Origin of the sequence: Pseudomonas sp. R11F, assembly GCF_050312575.1 — a bacterium.
Taxonomy (GTDB): domain Bacteria; phylum Pseudomonadota; class Gammaproteobacteria; order Pseudomonadales; family Pseudomonadaceae; genus Aquipseudomonas; species Aquipseudomonas palleroniana.
In genome coordinates, this window is sequence record NZ_JBNPJU010000065.1 from 56,126 (window position 1) to 74,193 (window position 18,068).

At 59.8% G+C, this 18,068-nt stretch carries 18 protein-coding genes; 9 read left to right on the plus strand and 9 right to left on the minus strand.

Translation table 11 applies throughout. The features are described 5' to 3' along the window. Positions 1-466 precede the first annotated feature (466 nt). On the plus strand, positions 467-1,723 hold the full coding sequence (gene icd, locus ACQRBV_RS18840; protein WP_411984384.1) for an NADP-dependent isocitrate dehydrogenase: 1,257 nt from the start codon (positions 467-469) through the stop codon (positions 1,721-1,723). A 76-nt stretch (positions 1,724-1,799) separates the two neighbouring features. On the opposite strand, the gene cspD is transcribed toward icd, so the two are convergent. Continuing rightward, positions 1,800-2,066 (minus strand): cold shock domain-containing protein CspD, encoded by a 267-nt coding sequence (cspD, locus tag ACQRBV_RS18845; RefSeq protein WP_162843526.1) that lies wholly within the window; start codon positions 2,064-2,066, stop codon positions 1,800-1,802. Between the two features lie 224 nt (positions 2,067-2,290). On the opposite strand from cspD, the gene clpS reads away from it, so the two are divergent. Together clpS and clpA are read left to right on the plus strand one after the other, a co-directional pair. After that, positions 2,291-2,659, plus strand: a complete 369-nt coding sequence (clpS, locus tag ACQRBV_RS18850; protein WP_060755656.1) for an ATP-dependent Clp protease adapter ClpS — start codon at positions 2,291-2,293, stop codon at positions 2,657-2,659. A gap of 29 nt (positions 2,660-2,688) precedes the next feature. After that, entirely contained in the window at positions 2,689-4,959 is a 2,271-nt protein-coding gene (clpA, locus tag ACQRBV_RS18855) for an ATP-dependent Clp protease ATP-binding subunit ClpA (RefSeq protein WP_060755655.1), read from the plus strand. Positions 4,960-5,152: 193 nt separating this feature from the next. On the opposite strand, the gene infA is transcribed toward clpA, so the two are convergent. The 3 genes from infA to aat all read right to left on the minus strand — a co-directional run bounded on the left by infA (position 5,153) and on the right by aat (position 6,916). Then, on the minus strand, positions 5,153-5,371 hold the full coding sequence (gene infA, locus ACQRBV_RS18860) for a translation initiation factor IF-1 (protein WP_002553999.1): 219 nt from the start codon (positions 5,369-5,371) through the stop codon (positions 5,153-5,155). Between the two features lie 100 nt (positions 5,372-5,471). Beyond that, the gene (locus ACQRBV_RS18865; protein WP_060755654.1) at positions 5,472-6,179 is read right to left on the minus strand and encodes an arginyltransferase; all 708 of its coding nucleotides are present in this window, start codon (positions 6,177-6,179) and stop codon (positions 5,472-5,474) included. 56 nt (positions 6,180-6,235) lie between these two features. Further along, the gene (gene aat / locus ACQRBV_RS18870; RefSeq protein ID WP_411984383.1) at positions 6,236-6,916 is read right to left on the minus strand and encodes a leucyl/phenylalanyl-tRNA--protein transferase; all 681 of its coding nucleotides are present in this window, start codon (positions 6,914-6,916) and stop codon (positions 6,236-6,238) included. Between the two features lie 495 nt (positions 6,917-7,411). On the opposite strand from aat, the gene ACQRBV_RS18875 reads away from it, so the two are divergent. From ACQRBV_RS18875 to cysG, 6 genes are read left to right on the plus strand one after another with little or no spacing between them, the layout of a single operon-like run. After that, positions 7,412-9,820 (plus strand): DNA translocase FtsK, encoded by a 2,409-nt coding sequence (locus tag ACQRBV_RS18875; protein WP_060755652.1) that lies wholly within the window; start codon positions 7,412-7,414, stop codon positions 9,818-9,820. Positions 9,821-9,873: 53 nt separating this feature from the next. Next, complete coding sequence (gene lolA / locus ACQRBV_RS18880) at positions 9,874-10,497, plus strand: outer membrane lipoprotein chaperone LolA (protein ID WP_161549653.1); 624 nt, start codon at positions 9,874-9,876, stop codon at positions 10,495-10,497. 27 nt (positions 10,498-10,524) lie between these two features. After that, the gene (locus tag ACQRBV_RS18885) at positions 10,525-11,847 is read left to right on the plus strand and encodes a replication-associated recombination protein A (protein WP_104994138.1); all 1,323 of its coding nucleotides are present in this window, start codon (positions 10,525-10,527) and stop codon (positions 11,845-11,847) included. Continuing rightward, complete coding sequence (gene crcB / locus ACQRBV_RS18890) at positions 11,847-12,221, plus strand: fluoride efflux transporter CrcB (protein WP_060755649.1); 375 nt, start codon at positions 11,847-11,849, stop codon at positions 12,219-12,221. The genes ACQRBV_RS18885 and crcB overlap by 1 nt, the downstream gene beginning before the upstream one ends. A 16-nt stretch (positions 12,222-12,237) precedes the next feature. After that, a complete protein-coding gene (serS, locus tag ACQRBV_RS18895) occupies positions 12,238-13,518 on the plus strand; it encodes a serine--tRNA ligase (protein ID WP_060755648.1) in 1,281 nt (426 codons plus the stop codon). Continuing rightward, positions 13,519-14,907: a siroheme synthase CysG gene (gene cysG, locus ACQRBV_RS18900; protein ID WP_411984382.1), complete on the plus strand. Its 1,389-nt coding sequence runs from the start codon at positions 13,519-13,521 to the stop codon at positions 14,905-14,907. It begins immediately after the preceding gene. 113 nt (positions 14,908-15,020) lie between these two features. On the opposite strand, the gene ACQRBV_RS18905 is transcribed toward cysG, so the two are convergent. The 5 genes from ACQRBV_RS18905 to tusC all read right to left on the minus strand — a co-directional run bounded on the left by ACQRBV_RS18905 (position 15,021) and on the right by tusC (position 18,067). After that, positions 15,021-16,016, minus strand: a complete 996-nt coding sequence (locus ACQRBV_RS18905; protein WP_411984381.1) for a glutathione S-transferase family protein — start codon at positions 16,014-16,016, stop codon at positions 15,021-15,023. Positions 16,017-16,108: 92 nt separating this feature from the next. Continuing rightward, on the minus strand, positions 16,109-17,110 hold the full coding sequence (locus ACQRBV_RS18910) for a glycosyl transferase family protein (RefSeq protein ID WP_411984380.1): 1,002 nt from the start codon (positions 17,108-17,110) through the stop codon (positions 16,109-16,111). After that, on the minus strand, positions 17,107-17,442 hold the full coding sequence (locus ACQRBV_RS18915; RefSeq protein ID WP_126851484.1) for a TusE/DsrC/DsvC family sulfur relay protein: 336 nt from the start codon (positions 17,440-17,442) through the stop codon (positions 17,107-17,109). Before ACQRBV_RS18915 ends, ACQRBV_RS18910 begins: the two co-directional genes overlap by 4 nt. Next, positions 17,439-17,717, minus strand: a complete 279-nt coding sequence (gene tusB / locus ACQRBV_RS18920; RefSeq protein ID WP_205345093.1) for a sulfurtransferase complex subunit TusB — start codon at positions 17,715-17,717, stop codon at positions 17,439-17,441. Before tusB ends, ACQRBV_RS18915 begins: the two co-directional genes overlap by 4 nt. Next, entirely contained in the window at positions 17,717-18,067 is a 351-nt protein-coding gene (tusC, locus tag ACQRBV_RS18925; protein WP_104994132.1) for a sulfurtransferase complex subunit TusC, read from the minus strand. Before tusC ends, tusB begins: the two co-directional genes overlap by 1 nt. Position 18,068 lies beyond the last annotated feature (1 nt).

Here is an 18,068-nt window from a genome sequence, read left to right on the forward strand (position 1 = left end):
GCGTGCGCAGAAACTCGAGATGCGCCGGGTGGAGCGCGTTCGTTCAAAGCCATCCATGAGCGAAATGTCGAGGTTTCTTCGCGGTGATGTTGGGTTGCATCAGTCGAGCGTCAAGCGGGTGGACTATTGTAATAGTCCTGCTTTGCGAGCCGAGGGCATCTGTTCCAGAGCGGTCGGCTGTCGTGACTCTTGGGTCAGCGGCGGCATTATACATAGGTCGCTATGCTTACGCCGAGCCTTCATACAAAAGGTGTGTCGTCCATTGGTCTAAAGGTCGCAGGTACCGCGTTGCGACCTAAGTTGCATGATGTGCTCAAGATTGGCGATTTTGCCTTTTGTTTCAAGCTTGTAGGCGACTAAATATGCTGTTTTCGATGCAAATGAGCGTGGCGTGAGGTTTCAGTCGTCATTTATCTGGAGTAGGCTCGAACGCAGCCAGATGTTCAATCCAAAGATGGAGTTCAGCATGGGATACAAGAAGATTCAGGTTCCGGCAGCCGGCGACAAAATCACCGTCAATGCAGACCATTCTCTCAATGTTCCTGATAACCCGATCATCCCCTACATCGAAGGCGACGGCATTGGTGTCGATATCAGCCCGGTGATGATCAAGGTTGTCGATGCAGCTGTTCAAAAGGCGTACGGCGGCAAGCGCAAAATCTCCTGGATGGAGGTTTATGCCGGCGAAAAAGCAACTCAAGTCTACGACCAGGACACCTGGCTGCCCCAGGAAACCCTGGATGCAGTCAAGGATTACGTGGTGTCCATCAAAGGCCCGCTCACCACGCCGGTCGGTGGCGGCATCCGTTCGTTGAACGTGGCCCTGCGTCAGCAACTTGACCTCTATGTATGCCTGCGTCCGGTGCGCTGGTTTGAGGGTGTACCGAGCCCGGTCAAGAAGCCGGGAGATGTGGACATGACCATCTTCCGCGAAAACTCCGAAGACATTTACGCGGGGATCGAGTGGAAAGCCGGTTCCCCGGAAGCGAACAAGGTGATCAAGTTCCTGAAAGAAGAAATGGGCGTCACCAAGATCCGTTTCGACCAGGATTGCGGGATTGGCGTCAAGCCGGTCTCCAGGGAAGGCACTCGGCGCCTGGCGCGCAAGGCCCTGCAATATGTGGTGGATAACGACCGCGATTCGCTGACCATCGTGCACAAAGGCAACATCATGAAATTCACTGAGGGGGCCTTCAAGGAGTGGGCCTACGAAGTGGCGGCTGAAGAATTCGGCGCAACCTTGCTGGATGGCGGTCCCTGGATGCAGTTCAAGAACCCCAAGACCGGCAAGAATGTAGTGGTCAAGGATGCCATTGCCGACGCCATGCTCCAGCAGATCCTGTTGCGCCCGGCTGAATATGACGTGATCGCCACGCTCAACCTGAACGGCGACTACCTCTCCGACGCATTGGCGGCCGAAGTGGGTGGTATCGGCATTGCCCCGGGGGCCAACCTGTCCGACACCGTGGCGATGTTCGAGGCGACCCACGGTACGGCGCCCAAGTATGCGGGCAAGGACCAGGTCAATCCAGGCTCGCTGATCCTCTCGGCAGAGATGATGCTGCGCCACATGGGCTGGACCGAAGCGGCTGACCTGATCATCAAGGGGACCAATGGCGCCATTTCGGCGAAGACCGTGACCTACGACTTCGAGCGGCTGATGGACGGCGCAAAACTCGTATCGTCATCGGGTTTTGGTGAGGCGCTGATTTCGCATATGTAAGAGGAGGTAAAAAAACGGCCACTCCAAATTGATTGGGATGGCCGTTTTTTATCGCTGCTCACACGCTCGTGGTCGTTCAGACCGTTAATTTCTTTTCTTTTTGAGCGGTGGGGGTGGCGGTTTTTGTGCTGGCGTCAGCCGCAACTGCACAGATGTTCACGGCGTGCAGCCCTTTCGGTCCCTGAATGATTTCAAAGCTCACCGCTTGGCCCGCTTTCAGTGTTTTATAACCATCCATTTTAATTGCCGAGTAATGCGCAAAAAGGTCTTCGTCCTTGTCGTCTTCAATGATGAAGCCGAAACCCTTGGCATTGTTGAACCACTTGACCTTACCGCTAGTCATGCCCATATCCCTCTGCACCAGACTCCATCACTGGAGTATCATCCAGTTTATCCGTCCTAACCCGAATAAATAAGGTTGACTGCGCGGACCTTTTTTACCCAATGTGGGTTCTATTGGTTGTATCACCGATTTTCCGATAGTCAAGGCGACCAATCGGTCAGAGTTGAAATTCTGGCAGGGCGCCCCCACCACTGTATTTGAACCACTGACGAACCTTTCTTTCCATGCATGCAAATAGCCAGATTCGACTAACATTCAATCAGGATCGCCCGGATCAGGAACATGACGAGGACGGCTCTGCAGGCATTGCTGTTCAGGAGGCCAAGCCTGCTCTACAGGCGCCGCCCATGTACAAGGTGGTTTTGTTTAATGATGACTACACACCGATGGATTTCGTCGTCGAAGTGCTCGAGGTGTTTTTTAACCTGAACCGCGAGTTGGCGACCAAGGTAATGCTGGCCGTTCACACAGAAGGACGGGCAGTATGTGGAGTGTTTACCCGCGACATCGCCGAGACAAAGGCCATGCAGGTCAACCAGTACGCCAGGGAAAGCCAGCATCCGCTACTCTGTGAAATCGAGAAGGACGGTTAACGCCGACCACTTGGGTATGAGGTGAAGCTATGTTAAACCGCGAGCTCGAAGTCACCCTCAATCTTGCCTTCAAGGAGGCTCGCTCGAAACGTCATGAGTTCATGACCGTCGAGCACCTGCTGCTGGCACTTTTGGATAATGAAGCTGCCGCCACCGTTCTGCGTGCGTGCGGCGCCAACCTCGACAAACTCAAGCATGACCTGCAGGAGTTTATCGACTCCACCACGCCACTGATCCCCGTGCATGACGAGGACCGTGAAACCCAGCCGACCCTGGGCTTTCAACGGGTATTGCAGCGTGCTGTTTTCCATGTACAGAGCTCCGGTAAGCGTGAAGTCACAGGCGCCAATGTGCTTGTGGCGATTTTCAGCGAACAGGAAAGCCAGGCAGTGTTCCTGCTCAAGCAGCAGAGCGTTGCCCGTATTGATGTCGTCAACTACATCGCCCACGGTATCTCCAAAGTGCCTGGGCACGGCGATCATTCCGAAGGTGAGCAGGATATGCAGGACGATGAGGGCGGTGAGTCTTCTTCTTCAAGCAACCCGCTGGATGCCTATGCCAGCAACCTCAATGAGCTGGCGCGCCAGGGGCGGATCGATCCGCTGGTGGGGCGTGAGCTGGAGGTTGAGCGTGTAGCGCAGATCCTTGCGCGTCGTCGCAAGAACAACCCGTTGCTGGTCGGCGAGGCCGGCGTGGGTAAAACCGCGATTGCCGAAGGCCTGGCCAAGCGCATCGTCGATAACCAGGTGCCTGACCTGCTGGCCAACAGCGTCGTCTACTCCCTGGACCTGGGGGCATTGCTCGCGGGGACCAAATACCGTGGCGACTTCGAGAAGCGTTTCAAGGCGCTGCTCGGCGAGCTGAAAAAACGCCCGCAGGCAATCCTGTTCATTGACGAAATCCACACCATCATTGGTGCCGGTGCGGCATCCGGTGGGGTGATGGATGCGTCCAACCTGCTCAAGCCTTTGCTTTCGTCGGGTGATATCCGTTGCATCGGCTCGACGACGTTCCAGGAATTTCGCGGCATCTTCGAAAAAGACCGCGCGCTCGCACGCCGCTTCCAGAAAGTTGACGTGTCCGAGCCGTCGGTTGAAGACACCATCGGCATTCTGCGCGGCCTCAAGGGGCGCTTCGAGGCGCACCACGGTATCGAGTACACCGATGAGGCGCTGCGTTCGGCGGCTGAGCTGGCATCGCGCTATATCAACGACCGGCACATGCCCGACAAGGCTATCGATGTGATCGACGAAGCGGGGGCCTTCCAGCGCCTGCAGCCGGTCGAGAAACGTGTGAAACGCATCGACGTGCCTCAGGTTGAGGATATCGTGGCGAAAATCGCACGGATCCCGCCAAAACACGTCACCAGCTCCGATAAAGAGCTGCTGCGTAACCTGGAGCGCGACCTCAAGCTGACCGTGTTCGGTCAGGATGCGGCCATCGACTCGTTGTCCACGGCGATCAAGCTTTCCCGTGCGGGGCTCAAGTCACCGGACAAGCCGGTTGGTTCGTTCCTGTTCGCCGGCCCTACCGGCGTCGGCAAGACCGAAGCGGCGCGGCAGTTGGCCAAGGCCATGGGCATTGAGCTGGTGCGTTTCGACATGTCCGAATACATGGAGCGTCACACTGTGTCGCGCCTTATCGGTGCGCCTCCGGGCTATGTCGGTTTCGACCAGGGCGGCCTGTTGACTGAAGCGATCACCAAGCAGCCGCATTGCGTATTGCTGCTCGACGAAATCGAGAAGGCCCACCCGGAAGTCTTCAACCTGCTGTTGCAGGTCATGGACCACGGGACCCTGACCGACAACAACGGGCGCAAGGCGGACTTCCGCAATGTGATTGTGATCATGACCACCAACGCCGGTGCCGAAACGGCTGCGCGGGCTTCGATCGGTTTCAGCCATCAGGATCATTCTTCCGATGCCATGGAAGTGATCAAGAAGAGCTTTACACCGGAGTTCCGCAACCGTCTGGACACCATTATCCAGTTTGGTCGCCTCAGCCATGAGGTCATCAAGAGTGTGGTGGACAAGTTCCTCACCGAGCTTCAGGCGCAGTTGGAAGACAAGCGCGTGCAGCTGGATGTTACGGACGCGGCGCGCAATTGGCTGGCCGAAGGTGGCTACGACGCGGCAATGGGTGCTCGCCCAATGGCTCGTCTGATCCAGGACAAGATCAAGCGGCCGTTGGCTGAAGAAATCCTGTTCGGCGAATTGTCCGACCATGGTGGCGTGGTGCATATCGATCTGAAGGACGGCGAATTGACCTTCGAGTTCGAGACCACGGCTGAAATGGCCTGACAGTTTACTGCAGCAGCGCAAAAGCACCTTGTGGGAGGGGGCTTGCTCCCGATAGCGGTGGTTCAGCAACAGATTGGTTGCCTGGTCCATTGTTATCGGGAGCAAGCCCCCTCCCACATGGGTTTTGTGATCTCGGCAAAACTCTATGCAAACAAAAACGCCCGGCATAACCGGGCGTTTTGTATTGACTAGCTTAGCGAGCGCGGTAAGTGATGCGCCCTTTGCTCAAGTCATAGGGCGTCAGCTCGACGCGCACTTTGTCACCGGTAAGAATACGAATGTAGTTCTTGCGCATCTTGCCGGAGATATGCGCGGTTACGACGTGCCCATTTTCCAACTCCACGCGAAACATGGTGTTGGGCAGGGTGTCGACGACAGTGCCTTCCATTTCGAAGCTGTCTTCTTTCGACATGCAGTAAAGCCCTCGGTGTCCAGTGAATGGCCCGGTGCAACTGCGCCAGGCAAAAGCGGCGTGCATTGTGCCCGAAAAAGGGTGTTCCCGCCAAGGGGTTCTAGTTAAGCGTGACCCATCTTTGATTAATCAGCAGCTCAATCGGCCGATATTGGGTCTTATAATTCATCTTTTTGCAGTTTTTTATCCAGTACCCGAGGTACACCGCCTCCAGTTCCAGGCGCAAGGCTTCGCCGATTTGCCACAGGATCGCGAAGCGCCCCAGGCTGCGGCGATCTTCGTCTGGCTCATAGAAGGTGTAGACCGCCGACAGGCCGTTGGGCAGCAGATCGGTTACGGCCACGGCCAGCAGGCGGCCATCCAGGCGGAATTCATAGAAGCGCGAGAAGGGCAGGTCGCGCACCAGGAACGTGGAAAATTGATCGCGGCTGGGCGGAAACATGTCGCCATCGGCGTGGCGTTGCTCGATGTAGCGCTGGTAAAGGTCGAAATATTCTTCGGTATAGCGTGGCGTGGTGGCTTTTACCGACAGGTCGGCATTGCGCTTGAGGATGCGCTTCTGATTGCGGTCGGGTAAAAACTGCGCAACCGGGATGCGCGCCGGTACGCAAGCATTGCAGTTCTGGCAATGAGGTCGGTACAGGTGGTCGCCGCTGCGTCGAAAGCCCATTTCCGATAAATCGGCGTACACATGCACATCCATGGGCTGGCTGGGGTCGAGGAACAGCGTGGTGGCCTGCTCATCGGGCAGATAGCTGCAAGAGTGGGCTTGAGTGGCATAAAACTTCAAGCGCGCCAGCTCGGTCATGATCAACCCTCGGGATAAGCTTTGAAATAAGTGTAAGCCAGGTGCGAGGAAGTCGCCTAGGAAACCCACGGGCCAGTGCTGGGTTGATCCAGATGGTTGCGCAGGAAGGCTGCAAATTCGCTGCGCGGTATGGCACGGGCGCCCAGGCTGTGCAGGTGGTTGTTGGGCATCTGGCAGTCGATCAGTACAAAGCCCCAGGCCTGCAATTGCCGGGTGAGTGTTGCAAAGCCGACTTTCGAAGCGTTATCGGCGCGGCTGAACATGGATTCGCCGAAGAACAGTTGGCCCATGGCCAGGCCGTACAGGCCACCGACCAGTTTGCCGTCGTCCCATACCTCTACCGAATGCGCGATCCCGCGCTGGTGCAGCGCCAGGTAGGCGCTTTGTATGCTATCTGTGATCCAGGTGCCGTCGGCGTAGGCTCGGGGCGCTGCGCAGGCCTGGATGACGGCTGCGAAGTCCTGGTCGAAGGTCACGCTGTAGCGCTGTTGGCGCAGCAGCTTTTCGAGGCTGCGGGAAACATGCAGCTCGTCAGGGAATATGACCGTGCGCGGATCCGGCGACCACCAGAGGATCGGCTGGCCTTCCGAGAACCAGGGGAAGCACCCGTGGCGATAAGCCTGGATCAGCCGTTCGGCCGACAGGTCGCCACCGGCGGCCAGCAGGCCATTGGGTTCGCGCATGGCCTTGGCCAGCGGCGGAAATGTGAGGGAGTCGCGTTGCAACCAGGTCAGCATGGCATCCAGGCTTACGGTAGGGGAGGGGAGTGGCAGGTCGGGCGCCTGCCGCGCAAGGGGGATTATTATCGACGCAGCGCTGCGGGGCCAGCCCGAATCCGGCGTTGGCGTGGTTTGGCGTACGCGGGTGTTTCTGCAACTCTGTGCGTGAGGTGTGGTCGTAATCGGGTCTGAGCCCTGCTGGCCAATTGCTAAGCTTGCCTGGATTGATAAAAACACCTCATAAGCCTTTGTCAGCAAAGGCAATGCGTGCTCAAATTGAACATGCTGCAACACTTGAATTGGCGGTGCGGCTCGGCGACGGGCAAGGGCGTGGCATCAAGCACACAAACCCGTACAATGCGGGCATTGTGGCGTTATCGCCGTTTCATCCAGCCACCGCTCGGTGTTAAAAGTAGATTCAACGACGTTCGTTCATTTTTCAGCTGCTCGGATTGGGCAGTAGTTACAGTTATTCAACAGATGGACGCGCTAAAGCGCAGGAATAGACCCGTTTTGAAGAAATCCGCCGCAACACCTAAAGCAGCAGTCGTGCCGGCCTGGCGCCAGCACCTGCATTATCGACTCAAGGAAGGGGCGCTGATCGCCATCGGCGCGCTCTGCCTGTTCCTGATGATGGCCTTGCTCACGTACGGCAAGGACGATCCGGGCTGGAGTCACAACAGCAAGATCGAAGATGTGCAGAACTTCGGCGGCCCGGCCGGTTCCTACAGCGCCGATATCCTGTTCATGGTGCTGGGTTACTTCGCTTACATCTTCCCGTTGCTGCTGGCGATCAAGACCTGGCAGATCTTCCGCCAACGCCATGAGCCTTGGCAGTGGAGCGGCTGGCTGTTCTCCTGGCGCCTGATCGGCCTGGTCTTCCTGGTGCTGTCCGGCGCGGCGCTGGCCCATATCCATTTTCATGCACCCACCGGCCTGCCGGCCGGCGCGGGCGGGGCGCTGGGTGAGAGTCTGGGCGACCTGGCGCGCAGGACCTTGAACATCCAGGGCAGCACCCTGATGTTCATCGCCTTGTTCCTGTTCGGCCTCACCGTGTTCACCGACCTGTCGTGGTTCAAGGTGATGGACGTGACCGGAAAGATCACCCTGGACCTGTTCGAACTGTTCCAGGGCGCCGCCAACCGCTGGTGGGCGGCTCGGGTCGAGCGCAAGCGCATGGTTGCGCAGTTGCGCGAGGTCGATACCCGCGTCAACGAAGTCGTGGCCCCGAGCACGCCGGACCGCCGCGAGCAGGCCAAGGTCAAGGAGCGCCTGATCGAACGCGAACAGGCGCTGAGCAAGCACATGTCGGACCGCGAGAAACAGGTGCCGCCGGTGATCGCTCCTGCGCCCGTCAAGGCGCCCGAGCCCAGCCACCGTGTGCAAAAAGAGAAACAGGCACCGTTGTTTATCGACAGCGCGATCGAAGGCACCTTGCCACCGATCTCGATTCTCGATCCGGCCGAAAAGAAACAACTCAACTATTCGCCCGAATCCCTGGCGGCCGTCGGTCACCTGCTGGAAATCAAGCTCAAGGAGTTCGGCGTGGAAGTGGCGGTGGACTCCATCCACCCAGGCCCGGTGATTACCCGCTACGAAATCCAGCCGGCCGCCGGCGTGAAGGTCAGCCGCATCGCCAACCTGGCCAAGGACCTGGCCCGCTCCCTGGCTGTGACCAGCGTGCGTGTGGTGGAAGTGATCCCGGGCAAGACCACCGTGGGTATCGAGATTCCTAACGAAGACCGTCAGATCGTGCGCTTTTCCGAGGTGCTGTCGACGCCGGAATACGACAACTTCAAGTCGCCGGTCACCCTGGCCCTTGGCCATGACATCGGCGGCAAGCCGGTGATCACTGACCTTGCGAAAATGCCGCACCTGCTGGTGGCCGGTACCACCGGTTCCGGTAAGTCGGTGGGTGTGAACGCGATGATCCTGTCGATCCTGTTCAAATCCGGCCCGGACGACGCCAAGCTGATCATGATCGACCCGAAGATGTTGGAACTGTCGATCTACGAAGGCATCCCGCATCTGCTGTGCCCGGTGGTCACCGACATGAAGGACGCCGCCAACGCCCTGCGCTGGAGCGTCGCCGAGATGGAGCGCCGCTATAAGCTCATGGCGAAGATGGGCGTGCGTAACCTGTCGGGCTTCAATGCCAAGATCAAGGAAGCCCAGGAGCGCGGCGAGACCATTGATGACCCGCTCTACAAGCGTGAAAGCATTCACGACGAAGCGCCGAAACTGACCAAGCTGCCGACCATCGTAGTGGTGGTCGACGAATTCGCCGACATGATGATGATCGTCGGCAAGAAGGTCGAAGAGCTGATCGCCCGTATCGCCCAGAAGGCCCGTGCGGCCGGTATTCACTTGATCCTGGCGACCCAGCGTCCCTCGGTGGATGTGATCACCGGTCTGATCAAGGCCAACATCCCGACACGCATGGCGTTCCAGGTATCGAGCAAGATCGACTCGCGTACCATCATCGACCAGGGCGGCGCCGAGCAACTGCTGGGTCATGGTGACATGCTCTACATGCCGCCCGGCACCAGCCTGCCGATCCGGGTTCACGGTGCGTTCGTCTCCGACGATGAAGTACACCGCGTGGTCGAGGCATGGAAACTGCGTGGCGCTCCCGAGTACAACGACGACATCCTCAACGGCGTCGAAGAAGCCGGCAGCGGCTTTGAGAACGGCGGCGGTGGGGGAGACGACGATGCTGAAACCGACGCTCTCTACGACGAAGCCGTAGCGTTCGTACTGGAAAGCCGCCGCGCCTCGATTTCTGCCGTGCAGCGCAAACTGAAAATTGGCTACAACCGCGCCGCCCGCATGATCGAAGCCATGGAAATGGCCGGTGTCGTGACCGCAATGAATACCAACGGCTCGCGTGAAGTCATCGCCCCCGGGCAGATGCGCGACTGATCCCGCGCCGTGTGGCCACACACGGCGCGCCCTGACACTCAATGAGGACTCCCATGCGTCTTATCCGCATGCTGTTGTTGCCGGCACTGGCCCTGACCGCTGTTTCGGCTCACGCTGACCCGGCCTCCGTCGCCAGCCTGAAGAACCTGTTGGACAAATCCCAGACCCTGACCGCGCGCTTCTCCCAGTTGACCCTGGATGCCGGTGGTACCCAGTTGCAGGAAACCGCAGGCGAAATGGCCGTGCAGCGTCCTGGCCTGTTCTACTGGCATACGGAAGGCAAGTCTGAACAGACCATCGTCTCCGACGGCCAGAAGGTTACCCTGTGGGACCCGGACCTGGAGCAGGCGACCATCAAGAAGCTCGACCCGCGCCTGAACCAGACGCCGGCGCTGCTGCTGTCGGGCGATGTATCGAAAATCAACGACAGCTTCGATATCACGTCCAAGCAAACCAGCAACGTGATCGAGTTCACCCTCAAGCCCAAATCCAAGGACACGCTGTTTGATACGCTGTTGTTGTCATTCGGCAATGGCGTGATCAACAACATGCGCCTGGTCGACAGTGTCGGCCAGCGCACCGATATCCTGTTCTCCGGCGTCAAGGCCAACCAGCCTGTCCCCGCTTCCAAGTTCAAGTTCGACATCCCCAAGGGTGCCGACGTGATCCAGGAATAAATCTCCCAGAGGTTTCAAACGCTGCCCATGGATCTGTTTCGAAGTGACCCGATTGCTCAGCCCCTGGCCGCGCGCTTGCGCTCGACCAACCTGGACGAGTACGTCGGGCAGGAACACCTGCTCGCTCGCGGCAAGCCATTGCGCGAGGCCCTGGAGCAGGGTGCGCTGCATTCGATGATTTTCTGGGGGCCGCCGGGGGTGGGCAAGACCACCCTGGCGCGGCTTCTGGCAAAAGTCTCGGATGCTCACTTCGAAACGGTCTCGGCGGTACTCGCCGGGGTCAAGGAGATCCGCCAGGCGGTGGAAGTCGCCAAGCAGCAGGCCGGGCAGTACGGCAAGCGCACCATCCTGTTCGTTGACGAAGTCCATCGCTTCAACAAGTCGCAGCAGGATGCGTTTCTGCCGTATGTCGAAGACGGCACGCTGATCTTTATCGGCGCTACCACTGAAAACCCATCGTTTGAACTCAACAATGCGTTGCTCTCGAGGGCGCGGGTCTACGTGCTCAAGAGCCTGGATGAAGCGGCGATGCAAAAGCTGCTGCACCGAGCCTTGAGCGAAGACAAGGGCCTGGGCAAGCGTCAACTGACGGTTGGCGACGAAGCCTTCAAGATTTTGCTGACCGCCGCCGACGGTGATGGCCGACGCTTTCTCAACCTGCTGGAAAACGCCTCCGACCTGGCCGAGGACGGCCACGAAATCGGCGTCGACCTGCTGCAAAGCCTGCTGGGCGACACCCGCCGTCGTTTCGACAAGGGCGGCGAGGCGTTCTACGACCAGATCTCTGCGCTGCACAAGTCGGTGCGTGGCTCCAACCCCGATGGCGCGTTGTATTGGTTTGCACGTATGATCGACGGTGGTTGTGACCCGCTCTACCTGGCGCGGCGCGTGGTGCGCATGGCCAGTGAGGACATCGGCAACGCCGACCCGCGTGCCTTGAGCCTGTGCCTCGCCGCATGGGAAGTGCAGGAACGCCTCGGCAGCCCGGAAGGCGAACTGGCCGTGGCCCAGGCCATTACTTACCTGGCGTGCGCCCCGAAAAGCAACGCGGTGTACATGGGGTTCAAGTCGGCCTTGCGCGCCGCCGCCGAGCATGGCTCCCTCGAAGTGCCGCTGCACCTGCGCAATGCGCCGACCAAGCTGATGAAGCAGTTGGGTTACGGCGACGAATACCGTTACGCCCACGACGAACCCGATGCCTATGCCGCCGGTGAAGACTACTTCCCCGACGCGCTGGACCCGCAGCCGTTCTACCAGCCGGTGCCCCGGGGCCTGGAGCTGAAGATCGGTGAAAAGCTCAATCACCTCGCTCAACTCGATCGACTCAGCCCCAGGCAGCGGAGAAAGTAGTGCTCAAGACGATTCTTGCCGTGTCCGTTGCCGGCATCGCTGGTACATTATTGCGTTTCGCCACGGGTACCTGGGTCAGCGCCAATTGGCCGAAGCATTTTTACATGGCGACGCTGGCGGTCAACCTGGTCGGTTGCCTGATTATCGGGCTGTTGTACGGCTGGTTCCTGTTGCGCCCGGAAGTGCCGATTGAAATTCGCGCCGGCTTGATTGTCGGCTTTGTAGGCGGTCTGACGACCTTTTCATCCTTTTCACTGGATACGGTGCGCCTGCTGGAAAGCGGGCAGGCCCTGGTAGCCTTCGGTTACCTGGGCATCAGCGTGTTCGGCGGGCTGCTCGCCACCTGGGCCGGCCTGTCCTTGACCAAACTTTGATAAACGAGAGACCGACATGCTCGATTCCAAACTGTTACGTAGCAACCTTCAGGACGTAGCGGACCGCCTGGCATCCCGTGGCTTTGCCTTGGATGTTGCGCGCATCGAAGCGCTGGAAGAACAGCGCAAGACCGTCCAGACCCGCACCGAAGCACTGCAGGCTGAGCGAAATGCGCGTTCCAAATCCATCGGTCAGGCCAAGCAGCGCGGCGAAGACATCGCGCCGTTGATGGCGGACGTCGAGCGGATGGGCACTGAGCTGTCCGAAGGCAAGGTCGAGCTGGACAAGATCCAGTCCGAGCTGGATTCGATCCTGCTGGGCATCCCTAACATCCCGCACGAATCGGTGCCGGTCGGTGAAGACGAAGACGGCAACGTCGAAGTGCGCCGTTGGGGCACGCCAAAAGCCTTTGATTTCGAGATCAAGGACCACGTTGCCCTGGGCGAACTGACCGGCGGCCTGAATTTCGAAACCGCCGCCAAGATGTCCGGTGCGCGTTTCTCCTTGCTGCGTGGCCCGGTGGCCCGCCTGCATCGCGCCCTGGCGCAGTTCATGATCAACCTGCACACCGCCGAGCACGGTTACGAGGAAGCCTACACGCCTTACCTGGTGCAGGCCCCGGCGTTGATGGGCACCAGCCAGTTGCCGAAGTTCGAAGAGGACCTGTTCAAGATCAGCCGAGAAGGCGAGGCCGACCTGTACCTGATCCCGACCGCCGAAGTGTCGCTGACCAACATCGTCTCCGGCGAGATCCTCGACGCCAAGCAACTGCCGTTGAAGTTCGTGGCTCACAGCCCATGCTTCCGTAGCGAAGCCGGTGCATCGGGCCGCGACACCCGCGGCATGATCCGCCAGCACCAGTTCGACAAGGTCGAGATGGTGCAGATCGTCGAGCCGTCGACCTCGATGGACGCCCTGGAAGGCCTGACCGCCAACGCCGAACGCGTCCTGCAACTGCTCGAACTGCCGTACCGCGTACTGGCGCTGTGCACCGGCGACATGGGCTTCAGCGCCGTGAAGACCTACGACCTCGAAGTGTGGGTGCCAAGCCAGGGCAAATATCGCGAGATTTCGTCGTGCTCCAACTGTGGCGACTTCCAGGCCCGTCGTATGCAGGCGCGTTTCCGTAACCCGGAAACCGGCAAGCCGGAGTTGGTACACACACTCAACGGTTCGGGGCTGGCGGTAGGCCGTACCCTGGTGGCCGTGCTGGAAAACTACCAGCAGGCTGACGGTTCGATCCGCGTGCCTGAGGTGCTCAAGCCGTACATGGCGGGCGTTGAGGTCATCGCCTAAATGGAATTTCTGCCGCTGTTTCATAACCTGCGCGGCAGTCGAGTGTTGGTCGTCGGTGGCGGGGAGATTGCCTTGCGCAAATCCCGGCTGCTGGCCGACGCCGGTGCGTTGCTGCGGGTGGTTGCTCCCCAGATCGAAGACCAGTTGCGTGAACTGGTGCTGGGTAGTGGCGGGGAACTGATTTTGCGCGGTTATCAGGAAGCCGACCTCGACGGTTGCACCCTGATCATCGCGGCAACCGACGACGAGCCCCTGAACGCGCAGGTGTCCAGCGATGCCAAGCGCCGTTGCGTGCCGGTCAATGTGGTGGATGCGCCGGCGTTGTGCAGCGTGATCTTCCCGGCGATTGTCGACCGCTCGCCGCTGGTGATTGCCGTCTCCAGCGGTGGCGATGCGCCGGTGCTGGCGCGGTTGATCCGGGCCAAGCTGGAGACCTGGATTCCGTCCACCTACGGCCAGTTGGCCGGGTTGGCGGCGCGTTTTCGTTCGCAGGTCAAGGGTTTGTACCCGGATGTGCAGCAACGCCGGGCGTTCTGGGAAGAGGTGTTCCAGGGTCCGATTGCCGACCGCCAACTGGCCGGTCAGGGCGCTGAAGCCGAGCGTCTGCTGATCGAGAAGGTCAACGGTGCACCGCCCTATGCACCGGGCGAGGTGTATTTGGTGGGTGCAGGCCCAGGTGACCCCGACCTGCTGACCTTTCGCGCCCTGCGCTTGATGCAGCAAGCCGATGTGGTGCTGTATGACCGCTTGGTGGCACCGGCGATTCTCGAACTGTGCCGTCGCGATGCCGAGCGTGTGTATGTCGGCAAGCGTCGCGCCGAGCATGCCGTGCCGCAGGACCAGATCAACCAGCAACTGGTGGACCTGGCCAAGCAAGGCAAGCGCGTGCTGCGTCTCAAAGGGGGCGACCCGTTCATCTTTGGTCGTGGCGGCGAAGAGATCGAGGAACTGGCGGCCCATGGCATTCCATTCCAGGTGGTGCCGGGAATCACGGCCGCCAGTGGTTGCGCGGCGTATGCCGGGATTCCCCTGACGCACCGCGATTATGCGCAGTCGGTGCGTTTTATCACTGGGCACCTCAAAGACGGGACTTCGGACCTGCCTTGGCTGGACCTGGTAGGGCCGTCGCAGACCCTGGTGTTCTACATGGGGTTGATTGGCTTGCCGATCATCTGCGAGCAGTTGATCAAGCACGGGCGCTCGGCCGACACCCCGGCGGCGCTGATCCAGCAGGGCACCACGTCCAACCAGCGCGTGTTTACCGGCACCCTGGCCGATTTACCACGCATGGTGGCGGAGCATGAAGTGCATGCGCCGACGTTGGTCATCGTCGGTGAAGTGGTCGTGTTACGCGAAAAACTCAAGTGGTTCGAAGGCGCTCAGGAATAGCTTTAAGCCTCAAGAGCATCGGGAGCAAGCCCCCTCCCACATTGGAATGCATTCCAGAGTGTGGGAGGGGGCTTGCTCCCGATGAGGCCCTCAAGCGCAGCCCATTATCCGGATCAGCTCCAAACACCTTGACCGGCTAATCGCTCGCGATCATGTTCGGCATCAAACGCTTGCAATGGGCCTTTGGGCACAATCCCCGTCGGATTGATCGTACGGTGACTGGCATAGTAATGCCCCTTGATATGCTCGAAATCCACCGTCTCGGCTACCCCCGGCCACTGATACATTTCCCTCAGCCAGTTCGACAGGTTCGGATAATCCGCAATCCGGCGCAGGTTGCATTTGAAATGGCTGTAATACACCGCGTCAAAGCGAATCAGCGTGGTGAACAGCCGCACGTCGGCCTCGGTCAGGTATTCGCCGGCCAGGTAGCGATGGTCGCCCAAGTGCTGTTCCAGGTGGCTGAGTTCGGCAAACACATCATCAAACGCACTTTCGTACGCCTGCTGCGAGGTGGCGAAACCGGCGCGGTATACGCCGTTGTTCACGGCGGGGTAGATGCGTTCGTTCAGCGCATCGATAGTGGGGCGCAGGGCCTCGGGGTAAAAATCCAGCGTGTTGCCGGTCAGTTCGTTGAACGCACTGTTGAACATGCGGATGATCTCCGCCGATTCATTGCTGACAATGCGCTTGAGCTGCTTGTCCCACAGCACCGGCACCGTGACGCGGCCGGTGTAGTCGGCGGTGTCGGCGGTATAGCGTTGGTGCATGAATTCGAAACCCTCCAGCTTGTCGCCGGTAGAACCGTGGGCCTTGTCGAAGGTCCAGCCGTTTTCCAGCATCAACCAGCTGACCACCGACACGTCAATCAGGCTTTCCAAACCCTTGAGTTTGCGCAGGATCAAGGTGCGGTGAGCCCAGGGGCAGGCGAGCGACACATACAGATGGTAGCGTCCGGCCTGGGCCTTGAAGCCACCTTCACCAGTGGGGCCAGGCCTGCCGTCGGTGGTGACCCAGTTGCGGCGTTGCGCCTGTTCCCGTTGGAACGCACCGTCCGCGCTACTTTCGTACCACTGGTCTTTCCAATGTCCTTTGATCAGCAAGCCCATGACTGGCTCCTCGACTAATAAGTAAGCGTTGGAGGCCAGTTTAAAGGGCTGAGTTCGATTTAAAAGCGCAAAGACCGGGCGTTAATGATCGACTAAATCGATTTATCCCGAGCATCCCAGTATTGCTGGGCCAACGCGAATGCCTGCTCGCGGGGATGCCCCAGGCCACGCAACGCCAGGGCCATGGTGGCGATCAACGCCAGTTGCGGATAACTGTCCTCGACGTCGCCGCGCCACAGCGCCTTCAGGTGCTCGGGTTCGAGCGTGGCCGGTTTGACGTGGCGCTGGGTGGAGAGGGCGGGCCACTCTTCATCCCAGCTTTCGCCGCCGATGGTGCCATAGAGATAGCTCGCAGCGTCGGGGTTGATCTCGATTTCGCCGCCGTCACCCTTCACCACGATCACATTGTCGCCCAGCAGGCCGCTGGCATCACGGTGCACACCCTGGTAACCGGGATGGAAAATGCTTTGCAGGCCAAGGCGTGCATTCAGCGGGTTGAGCAGGCGCGCCAGGGAGTGGATCGGCGAGCGCAGGCCCAGGGTGTTGCGCAGGTCAATCATGCGTTGCAGTTGCGGTGCCCAGTCACCCAGTGGGATAAACGCCAGGTTGCCGTGCGCATAGGCCGCTTCCACCTGGCGCCAGTTGCGGCACAGCGGAATCTGCAAGCCTTCCAGCAATTGCTCGGTGTACAGCCGGCCTGCCGTATGGGCGCCACCCCCGTGCATGAGGATGCGCACACCGTTTTGTGCCAGGCATTTGGTCGCCAGCAGGAACCAGGGCAGGTGGCGTTTCTTGCCGGCATAGGACGGCCAATCGATATCCACGTTCAGCGCCGGAGCCTGCAAACGCTCGCGGACGGCCTCGGTGAAGCCGGCGAGCTCTTGCGGGCTTTCTTCCTTATGGCGCAGCAGCATCAGGAACGCACCGAGCTGGGTGTCTTCGACTTGTTCGTCGAGCAACATGCCCATGGCCTCGCGGGCCTCTTCGCGGGTGAGGTTGCGCGCACCGCGCTTGCCTTTGCCCAGGATGCGTACGAACTGTGCAAACGGGTGCTCGGCAGGCGTTTCGAGGGGCAGCGGGGCAAAGTCGGTCATAGGCAATTCGTCGGTCTGGGCAGGCCCGCCAGCTTGGCGGCGAGTTTGGCGGGAGTGCCGTTGAACAGTTTGTTGAGGTACAGGCTGTTGCCCTTTTCCGGGCCCAGCTTCAAGGCGGTGTACTTGATCAGCGGACGCGTGGCGGGGGACAGCTGGAACTCGGCGTAGAAGCCGCGCAGCAGTTCGAGGATTTCCCAGTGCTCCGCCGTCAGCGCCAACGCTTCGGCGGCGGCCAGGGCGTTGGCGACCTCGGCGGACCATGCGTTCAGGTCGACCAGATAACCGTCCTTGTCCAGTTCGAGGGTGCGCGAACCCACGGTCAGCGTATTCATAGCCAGGTGTTGACCTTGTCGTAGTCGATCGACAGTTGTACGAAGCCTGGATAGTCGACGCTGTCGGCCCAGTCCGGCAGGGGCAGGTTACGCGCCTGCAGGTCTTCGGCCAGCACCCATACCTTCAGGCCCTTGGTTTGCAGGGCTGCATTGTGCAGCGCATAGGCGCCGTCGCCGCAGAGCAGGATCGCGTCATCGGCAGCGCAGATGCGCAGGCAACTGGCGAGCCGGCTGTCGGTGAAGGGGGAGTGAGATACCACATGGAGAGTCGACATCAGAGGGTGATCACCTGGTCGTAACGGTCAATCAGTTGGGAGATTTGTGCATTGCCCAGCGCTTCGGCGCTGGCCGGCGCCGTGAGCCCGCGTTCGGCGAGGCTATGTTGGCAGACGAAGACCTCATCGATGCCGAACAGCCCCAGCGCCTGCAGGTTGGCGCTCAGGTCTTTTTGTTGCACGGCCTTGGCGTCCTGATGCGGCGCCAGTTGGAACACGCCGTCATCCATGAACAATAAGCCGATGGGCAGATCGAACGCGCCGCCGGCCAGCACGATATCCAGCGCTTCACGCGCGCTGGGCCCGGACCACGGTGCCTGGCGGCTGATCACCAGTAAAGATTTGGACATG

What these genes read in the sequence shown, in the direction of transcription:
- icd (WP_411984384.1), top strand. Translation starts at nt 467, where the DNA reads ATGGGATACAAGAAGATTCAGGTTCCGGCAGCCGGCGACAAAATCACC.
- cysG (WP_411984382.1), top strand. Translation starts at nt 13,519, where the DNA reads ATGGAATTTCTGCCGCTGTTTCATAACCTGCGCGGCAGTCGAGTGTTG.
- clpA (WP_060755655.1), top strand. Translation starts at nt 2,689, where the DNA reads ATGTTAAACCGCGAGCTCGAAGTCACCCTCAATCTTGCCTTCAAGGAG.
- aat (WP_411984383.1), bottom strand. Translation starts at nt 6,916, where the DNA reads ATGCTGACCTGGTTGCAACGCGACTCCCTCACATTTCCGCCGCTGGCC.
- lolA (WP_161549653.1), top strand. Translation starts at nt 9,874, where the DNA reads ATGCGTCTTATCCGCATGCTGTTGTTGCCGGCACTGGCCCTGACCGCT.
- serS (WP_060755648.1), top strand. Translation starts at nt 12,238, where the DNA reads ATGCTCGATTCCAAACTGTTACGTAGCAACCTTCAGGACGTAGCGGAC.
- tusB (WP_205345093.1), bottom strand. Translation starts at nt 17,717, where the DNA reads ATGTCGACTCTCCATGTGGTATCTCACTCCCCCTTCACCGACAGCCGG.
- tusC (WP_104994132.1), bottom strand. Translation starts at nt 18,067, where the DNA reads ATGTCCAAATCTTTACTGGTGATCAGCCGCCAGGCACCGTGGTCCGGG.
- ACQRBV_RS18885 (WP_104994138.1), top strand. Translation starts at nt 10,525, where the DNA reads ATGGATCTGTTTCGAAGTGACCCGATTGCTCAGCCCCTGGCCGCGCGC.
- cspD (WP_162843526.1), bottom strand. Translation starts at nt 2,066, where the DNA reads ATGACTAGCGGTAAGGTCAAGTGGTTCAACAATGCCAAGGGTTTCGGC.
- ACQRBV_RS18905 (WP_411984381.1), bottom strand. Translation starts at nt 16,016, where the DNA reads ATGGGCTTGCTGATCAAAGGACATTGGAAAGACCAGTGGTACGAAAGT.
- ACQRBV_RS18865 (WP_060755654.1), bottom strand. Translation starts at nt 6,179, where the DNA reads ATGACCGAGCTGGCGCGCTTGAAGTTTTATGCCACTCAAGCCCACTCT.
- clpS (WP_060755656.1), top strand. Translation starts at nt 2,291, where the DNA reads ATGCATGCAAATAGCCAGATTCGACTAACATTCAATCAGGATCGCCCG.
- infA (WP_002553999.1), bottom strand. Translation starts at nt 5,371, where the DNA reads ATGTCGAAAGAAGACAGCTTCGAAATGGAAGGCACTGTCGTCGACACC.
- ACQRBV_RS18910 (WP_411984380.1), bottom strand. Translation starts at nt 17,110, where the DNA reads ATGACCGACTTTGCCCCGCTGCCCCTCGAAACGCCTGCCGAGCACCCG.
- ACQRBV_RS18915 (WP_126851484.1), bottom strand. Translation starts at nt 17,442, where the DNA reads ATGAATACGCTGACCGTGGGTTCGCGCACCCTCGAACTGGACAAGGAC.